10 protein-coding genes are annotated in these 7853 nt (G+C 57.5%); all 10 read left to right on the forward strand.

Annotated elements, in window-relative coordinates; genetic code table 11:
- Positions 1-1498, forward strand: a 1498-nt coding sequence (locus ACSEXW_RS27605; RefSeq protein ID WP_438449403.1) for a phage terminase large subunit family protein, incomplete at its 5' end; no start/stop codon positions are given.
- A gap of 13 nt (positions 1499-1511) precedes the next feature.
- Positions 1512-1748, forward strand: coding sequence for a DUF6148 family protein (locus tag ACSEXW_RS27610; protein WP_438449404.1), 237 nt, complete (start codon positions 1512-1514; stop codon positions 1746-1748).
- Between the two features lie 21 nt (positions 1749-1769).
- Positions 1770-3389: a phage portal protein gene (locus ACSEXW_RS27615; RefSeq protein ID WP_438449405.1), complete on the forward strand. Its 1620-nt coding sequence runs from the start codon at positions 1770-1772 to the stop codon at positions 3387-3389.
- Complete coding sequence (locus ACSEXW_RS27620; protein WP_438449406.1) at positions 3382-4494, forward strand: head maturation protease, ClpP-related; 1113 nt, start codon at positions 3382-3384, stop codon at positions 4492-4494. The genes ACSEXW_RS27615 and ACSEXW_RS27620 overlap by 8 nt, the downstream gene beginning before the upstream one ends.
- A 3-nt stretch (positions 4495-4497) precedes the next feature.
- Positions 4498-4884 (forward strand): head decoration protein, encoded by a 387-nt coding sequence (locus ACSEXW_RS27625; protein ID WP_438449407.1) that lies wholly within the window; start codon positions 4498-4500, stop codon positions 4882-4884.
- A 26-nt stretch (positions 4885-4910) separates the two neighbouring features.
- Positions 4911-5951 (forward strand): major capsid protein, encoded by a 1041-nt coding sequence (locus ACSEXW_RS27630; protein WP_438449412.1) that lies wholly within the window; start codon positions 4911-4913, stop codon positions 5949-5951.
- An 11-nt stretch (positions 5952-5962) separates the two neighbouring features.
- On the forward strand, positions 5963-6325 hold the full coding sequence (locus ACSEXW_RS27635; RefSeq protein ID WP_438449408.1) for a hypothetical protein: 363 nt from the start codon (positions 5963-5965) through the stop codon (positions 6323-6325).
- Between the two features lie 4 nt (positions 6326-6329).
- Positions 6330-6644: a hypothetical protein gene (locus ACSEXW_RS27640; RefSeq protein WP_438449409.1), complete on the forward strand. Its 315-nt coding sequence runs from the start codon at positions 6330-6332 to the stop codon at positions 6642-6644.
- Between the two features lie 4 nt (positions 6645-6648).
- Entirely contained in the window at positions 6649-7218 is a 570-nt protein-coding gene (locus ACSEXW_RS27645) for a phage tail protein (RefSeq protein ID WP_438449410.1), read from the forward strand.
- On the forward strand, positions 7215-7757 hold the full coding sequence (locus ACSEXW_RS27650; protein WP_438449411.1) for a hypothetical protein: 543 nt from the start codon (positions 7215-7217) through the stop codon (positions 7755-7757). Before ACSEXW_RS27645 ends, ACSEXW_RS27650 begins: the two co-directional genes overlap by 4 nt.
- Positions 7758-7853: the final 96 nt, after the last annotated feature.

A 7853-nucleotide genomic window follows, 5' to 3' on the forward strand; every position in this document is an offset into this window, starting at 1 on the left:
CTCCAAGGACCGCTTGCAGCCGATGATCCGGGATACCCCGGCGCTGAATGGAAAGGTCAAGGACGTCAAGAGCCGTGGCTCCGAGAATACCATCCTCCACAAGAAATTCCCTGGTGGCCACATCACCCTGGTCGGGGCCAATGCGCCCTCCACTTTGGCGAGCCGGCCGATTCGGATCGTCTTCTGCGACGAGGTGGACCGATACCCGGCCAGTGCCGGCGCCGAGGGCGACCCGGTCGCGCTGGCGGCCAAGCGGACGACGACGTTCTGGAACCGGAAGCTGGTCCTGGTGAGCACACCGACGGTCAAGGGAGTCTCCCGGATTGAGAAGGCCTATGAGAACAGCACGAAGGAGCAGTGGTGCCTTCCCTGCCCGAGTTGTGGAGAGCTGCAGCCGCTGACCTGGGGACAGACTATCTTCAAGGCCGACGGACCGGATCAGGTTCAAAGCGTCGAGCACTGCTGCCGGGAGTGTGGCGCGCTCCATGGAGAGTACGAGTGGAAGGCTGGAATAGGCCAATGGATCGCCCGTGAGCCGGAGCGGAAGACCCGAGGCTTCCACCTGAACGAGCTGGTGTCTCCCTGGAAGAGGTGGGAGGAGATCGTAAGCGACTTCCTGAAGGCCAAAGACAGCCCAGAGGAGCTCAAGACCTGGGTCAACACCTCCCTGGGCGAGACATGGGAGGAGCAAGGTGAGCAGGTCGACGAGAACGAGCTGGTGAAGCGGCGCGAGCAATACGCCGCCTCGGTGCCGGATCCGGTCCTTGTGCTCACGGCCGGCGTCGACGTCCAGAACGACCGGTTCGAGGTGGAAGTGGTCGGCTGGGGCGTCGGGAAGGAGAGCTGGGGCATCGAATACCGGATCATATACGGAGATCCGGCCAAGCCGGAGATCTGGCACCAGCTCGACGAGTACCTGGGGCGGACCTGGCGGCGAGCCGATGGCAGCGGGATCACGGTCTCTTGTACCTGTATCGACTCCGGCGGCCACCATACCACCGACGTCTACCGCTTCTGCGTCAAACGGGAAACCCGTAGGATCTTTGCCATCAAGGGGGAGGGCGGTGACGGCAAGGCGTTCGTCGGCCGGGTGTCCCGGACGGCCCGGGAAAACTGCGCGCTGTTCCTGATCGGGGTCGACGGCGGCAAGGTGACGCTCCTAACCCGGCTGAAAAACAAGTTCGAAGGCACCGAAGGCTACTGTCATTTCCCGATTAAGGCCGAATGTGGGTATGGCGAAGAGTATTTCAAGGGATTGACTTCCGAGAAGCAGGTCATCCGGTTCCATAAGGGGCGCCCTCGACTGGAGTGGATCAAGGTGGGGAAGGTCCGGAACGAGCCGCTGGACGTGCGAAATTACGCCACCGCAGCCCTTGAAATCTTGAATCCGAACCTCGAAATGTTAGCGAAAGTGGATCGAAATAGCCCGAAAAACACCCAATCCGGCCAGGCGCAGCCTCGGAAGTATGGAGTGGTGAACAAGGGGATTCAAGCATAGGAGGAGGATGACCATGTCCGAACGGCTGCAGACGTTACAAAGCCGGCTTGAGCTGTACATCGCCTGCGAATCAGCGATTTTAGACGGTGCTCAGGAATATTCGATTGGTTCGCGTCGCTTGTCACGGGCAGATTTAGGGGAAATCGCTAAAATGATCGGTTACCTGGAGAAGGAAATCACCACCGAGAAGGCAAAAGCCGGCGGCGGTGGACGGAATAAGGTGCTCGGCATCGTCCCGAGAGACATCTGAGCATGAGCAGGAGGTGAAAACTTGAACCTGTTGGACAAAACAATATCCTACTTCAGTCCTGAAACGGCGCTTAGGCGTGTTGCGGCGCGCAAAACCATGGAAATCGTGAACTCGGGCTACTCAGAGGGCGGTGCTTCCGGCCGCAAGAAGTCCATGCGGGGGTGGTTCACTCTCCCAGGGAGCCCGAAGGACGACATTGATATGAATTTACCTGTCCTTCGATCCCGATCGCGTGACCTATCCATGAACGCGCCGCTGGGAACCTCGGCGATTCGAACGAACAAAACCAATGTCATCGGCCCGGGACTTCGATTGAAGTCAAGGATTGATGCGGACCGTCTCCGGATGTCACCTGAGCAGGCAGACGCCTGGGAGAGGGAAGTGGAACGGGAATTCTTGCTTTGGGCCGAGTCGAAACACTGTGATGCTCTCCGTATGTCGGACTTTGCGGACATGCAGGGTATTGCCTTTGTCGGCTGCCTAATGAATGGAGACAGCTTTGCTCTCTTCAAGCGGGCCAAAGCTCAGCCATACATGCCGTATACCCTCCGCTTGCACCTGATCGAAGCGGACCGCATCAGTACGCCTTGGACCAATCAGATCATGACCGGCAATGTGGATGGGAAAAATCAGAGCACCGGGAACTGGATCACCTCGGGAGTCGAGTACGACGCGGAAGGCGCCGTCGTCGCCTACCATATATGCAACGTCTACCCGATTACGACCGGGCTGGATTCGACCAAAACGCGGGAATGGATGCGGATTGAGGCCTATGGAGAACGGACAGGACGTCCGAACATCCTCCACCTGGCCGAATTTGAGCGGGCGGAGCAACGGCGCGGCGTACCCTACCTCGCTCCGGTTATTGAGAGCCTGAAGCAGATCACCAGATATACGGAAGCGGAGCTCATGGCGGCGGTGATCGCCGGTATGTTCACGGTTTTCGTGAAAACGGAGGGATCGGCAAGCGAAAATCCGCTTGGCAGCATGATTCCGGAGGATCAGAAGGTTGCTCCAAGCGATCCGACGGTTTATGAGATGGGAACAGGGGCAATTAATGTGCTCGGCCCGGGGGAATCGATTGAAGTCGCCAACCCGGCGCGGCCAAGCAGCCAATTTGACCCGTTTGTGAATGCCCTAAGCCGGTATATTGGGGCCGCTCTTGAAATCCCGCAGGAGCTCCTCCAAAAATCGTTCCAATCCAGCTACAGCGCGGCCCGCGCGGCGCTCCTGGAGGCATGGAAGATGTTCCGGACCCGCCGGCAGTGGATGGCGAAGGAGTTTTGTCAGCCCGTATACGAGGAATGGTTAACTGAAGCCGTTGCGTCCGGTCGGATCCGGGCGCCCGGCTTTTTTTCTGACCCGAGCATCCGCCGGGCATGGTGTCAGGCGGAGTGGAATGGGCCCGCACCGGGGCAACTGGATCCGCTGAAGGAAGTAAACGCGGCCAAGGAGCGGATCGCCAACGCCCTCTCCACCCGGGAGAAGGAAACGATCGAGATGACCGGTGGTGATTTTGATCGCAACCTGAAGCAGTTGGCGCGTGAAGAGCAGCTGATGAAAGATGCCGGCTTGAAACCTGACATAAAACCAGTGGCGGCGGCCGCCCCGGGAGAGGAGGTGAAGGAAGAAGATGAGTAAGTTCTGGAGCTTCAAGAACCTATCAGCCACGACGGCTGAGTTGACCCTCTACGGGGATATCCGCTCGGAAAAACCGTGGTGGAGCGAAGGGGATGATGCCATATACCCCAGGCAATTCAAGAAGGATCTGGCCGAGATTGGGAATGTCGATGAAATTGTCCTTCGAATCAACAGCAGAGGCGGTGACGTGTTTGCCGCAACCACCATCTACTCGCTATTGAAGGACCACCCGGCAAAGAAAACAGGCAAGATCGACGGGATGGCTGCAAGCGCTGCGGTTACTTTACTCGCGGCATGCGATACCGTCATGGCGCCCAGTAACGCGCAGGTCATGGTCCACGATCCTCTGCTTGGTCTCATGGGCTTCTATAACGCTCAGGACATGATTCGGATGGCCTCGGTCTTGGAGAAGACCAAGGAGTCCATCCTGAACGCTTATGTGAACAAGACCGGCATGGAGCGCCAGGAGCTCGCTGATCTGATGGCCAAGGAGACGTTCATGACGGCCGAGGAAGCGAAGGAGTACGGATTCGTAGACGAGATCATGTTCGAGGAGAAAGTCGACGTCTCCATGACCAACGACAACCGGTATTTCATCGTTAACAGCATCGCTCACGACCTGGCCGATTTCAAGAATCGCCCGCAATGGAGCACGAAAAATGAACCGCCTTATATTCCGCTGAATGTTCAGCCTACCCCGAAAGCAAAGAAGGAGGATGATCCCGAGATGGAGATCAAGAACTTGGAAGATCTGAAGAAGCATTTCCCTGACCTGTGCAACCAGTTGGTTGCCGGCGCAGCTGCTGAGGCTGTGAACGCCGAGCGGGACAGGTTGAAAGGGATCGACGAGATCGCCGCCACAATGCCGGCTGATATTGTCAACAAGGCCAAGTACGAGGCCCCCGTCAACGCTGAGCAGTTGGCGCTGATTGCATTGAAGGCCGATGCCGCTGCCGGCAGGACCTTTATGGATCAACGTCGGCATGAACTGACGCCGGCCAATCAAGTTCCCGGCGCCACCCCGCCGGACGGCAAGCCGGATGCAGATAAGGAAGCGGTCAACGCCCTGTCCGAGGCGTTCAAAAAACTGCAAGGAGGCGAATAATTCATGCCTGAGAACCTGTACAGCAAGCAAGTCGATTCCGTCGGGTACGACAATCTGTTCGGCAGCATGCCGGGCCATGACATTCACGTCAAATCGGTTACCCTGAAGTCTGGCCAGGGAGTTCTGAAGCGCGGAACGGTCATCGGAATTATCACGGCAACCAAGAAAGGGGTCACCGTGAATAAAGCTAACGCGGATGGCAGCCAGACGGCCGACTCGATTCTGACGGATGATGCGGATACCACTGCCGGGGACGTGGTGGTGACGGCCTATGCGTCGGGAACATTTAACCGCGCTGCTCTGACCTTTGGCGGCACCGATACAGCTGCTGATCACGAGACTCGTCTCCGGGAGCTTGGCATTTTCCTGAAAGAAAATATCGCGTACTAAGAGGGGGCGTATATACCTTGTTGAACATGAACATTTACAAGACCAAGACGATGCTGCAGGCGATCGATTTGAAGAAGCCGGTACGGGGATTCTTCCGGGAAACCTTCTTCCCGGGATTCGAAACCTTCGTGACCGAAGAAGTGTACGTCGATTACCGGAAGGGTAAGCGTAAGATGGCGCCCGTAGTCGCCAATAACCGGGTCGGCGGCATTACGATGGACCGTCAAGGCTACCGGACGGATATCATCAAGGCGCCGAAGATCGCACCGCAGCGTCAACTGACGGTGGATGATATTTCGGTGCGTGGTATGGGCGAGGCCGTATTCAGCACCCGTACCCCGGCACAGCGTCAGGTTGAGCTTCTGGCGAAGGATCTGACGGATCTGGACGAGATGATCTACCGTCGGGAAGAGTGGATGCTCCGCGAGCTCCTGTTTAAGGGGGTCATCAATCTGAAAGGCTATATCGATCGCAACAACTCCCAATTTGTTGAGCAGAACATCGATTATAACTTCACCAACAAGATTGTGCTGGCCGGCGGGGCTCTTTGGAATGCCGAAACCTCTACGATTCTGGGGAACCTGAAGCAATGGACGTTGAATATCATCCAAGCGACCGGCTATGCTCCGGAAATGGTTATTTTGGGGCAAAATGCCGCCAATGAATTCCTGGCTGATTCGGATATCGGGGAAAAATTGAAGATGTTCAATGCAGCGCTGTTGGAACTCAGACCTCGTGTGATTAATCCGGCGTTGACCTACATTGGACGGATCGCAGAGCTCGGTCTTGACATCTACACCTACAACGAATGGTTCCTCGATGACGACGGCAATGAATATCCGATGGTGCCGGTGGATCACATCCTGTTGGGGCGGCCGAACATCGGGAAAGTTCTGTACGGCTCCATCACTCAGTTGGAGCAGGGCCAATTCGTCACCTATGAGTCCACGAGAGTACCTAAACAATGGGCCGATGATGAGAACGAGCAGTTGATGCTTCGTCTTTCTGCCCGCCCCGTGCCGCAGCCGACGGACGTAGACAGCTGGCTTGTTGCCAAAGTGCTGTAAGGAGGACAAACATGACCATTATCGTGGGTAAATTTCCGATCGACGATGGAACCGAAGTGTATGGACCTGGTTCCGTTCTTAGTCACCTTGGCTCAACGGAAGAGAGACGACTTGTGGCCGATGGATATGCGACCTTTCCGGTAGATGTGGAAACAGCTCAGGAGGGAATAGGGCTTTCTGAGCTGGAGGATGTTCAAGCTCTGCCCCTGTTATCCCTCGAGGAGTTCGAGGAGCTGAAATCCGATCCGCAAAAGGAATACCTCTCGGAACTGGGGCTTGAACCGGCCACGAACGAGCCGGGCCGCGTGAAGCAATACGCCGAGTACCTGGACACCATCGATACTGACGGCCCGGATACCGGCCTTCCGGAGTAAAGGGATGGGCTCCTTTAAGGACCAACTCCAGAAGGACTATGACGTCTTCTTCAACGCTCAGGAGTTCGCGGAGACGGCCCTGATCGACGGCAGACCAGTCACCATCATCCTGGACCGAGAGACGTTGAAGAAGCGCGCGGAAACCGAATTTGAAGGCCTGGGAGCCGGTGCGATCCTCTACTTCGCGCCGGCTTCCGCTTTTCCAGGCCAACCCAAGCTCGGCAGTACGCAGTTCTTCAATAAGCGCCAGATGATCGTCATCGATGTACGGGAGACAGACGGCCTCCTGGAGATCATCCTGGACCAGACGCGGGGGTGATGCTGTGGGAACGATCAAGGTGGACACCAGTCAGCTGAACCGGGTAATGAAGGGGCTGGCCGGCCTCGAGAAGCAGGCGCCGAAGGCGTTTATGTCCGCGTTGAACCGGACGCTGGACCATGTGTACTCGAAGACGGGGCGGATCGTGACGAAGCACTACAACGTATCAGCCCGGGAGATCAAGCAGTCCATGTCCAAGAACCGCGCTACGTACAGCCGGCCGAAGGCCTGGATTCTGGTCCGTAGCCGGCGGTTCACGCTCGGCCGGTTCCTCCCCGGTGGGCTCGGATCGAAGTCCAAGGTCGCCAAGGTGAAGATCAAGAAGGGTCCGGGGTACAAGAAAGTCGGCGGGAAGCCCGGGGCCTTTGTGCAGAAGGCAACTGGGAACACTCATGTCTTCCGCCGGACGGGGAAGGGCCGGTATCCAGTGGAGATGCTACGGACCATTTCTCCCACCCAGATGATCGAGAACCTGGATGTGGCCGAGGAGATCCAAACGGCCGGGAGCCAGATGTTGCTGAAACGCCTGGAGCATGAAATCGACTACCGGTTGAAGAAAGCGGGTGGCAAATGATCGACAACCTGATACTGGAGTCCATCCAAGAGTTCCTGAAGGAGCGCGTGGCGCCGGCATTTCGCCTGCAGGTGCCGAACGACGAAGACTACACCGTCTACCAGCTGCAGCATCCCAACGTATTCATCGGCTGGCTGCCACCTCCGAACCAGCTCCAGGATGTGCCGCAGCAGCTACCCGACGGGCTGAAGAGCGCCATTCCGGCCATGATCGTCGGAATGGATGAAGGGGATGACGATGGTTCGGAGGCGGGGATCGGGATCCGGATCAACTTCGTTGTGTTCAACGCCGGCCTCTACCCAAAAGAAGGCGAGATGCTGCCGGATTTCAAGGGGTACCGGGACCTGTTGAACCTGATCTACCGCGCCAGGCAAGAGTTGGCCCGAGCATGCGTCATGCCAGGAGGTTCGACCAGCGTTCAACGGCCGTTCCGATGGGGGATGTACCCGGAGCAGCCCTCGCAATACTGGGTGGGATATCTGACCTTCCGGGCCACGGCGACCTCCCTCCCATACATCCCGGATTATATCCTCGAATAAGAGAAAGGACGTGTTCTCATGCCCTACAAACATGGGGTCTATGGCTCTCAGGCCGCGACGACTGACTCGCTGCCGCCCTCCGGCGTGGCGACCCTG

It is taken from the genome of Oryzibacillus soli (assembly GCF_051594765.1).
Lineage (GTDB): Bacteria > Bacillota > Bacilli > Paenibacillales > NBRC-103111 > Paenibacillus_AR.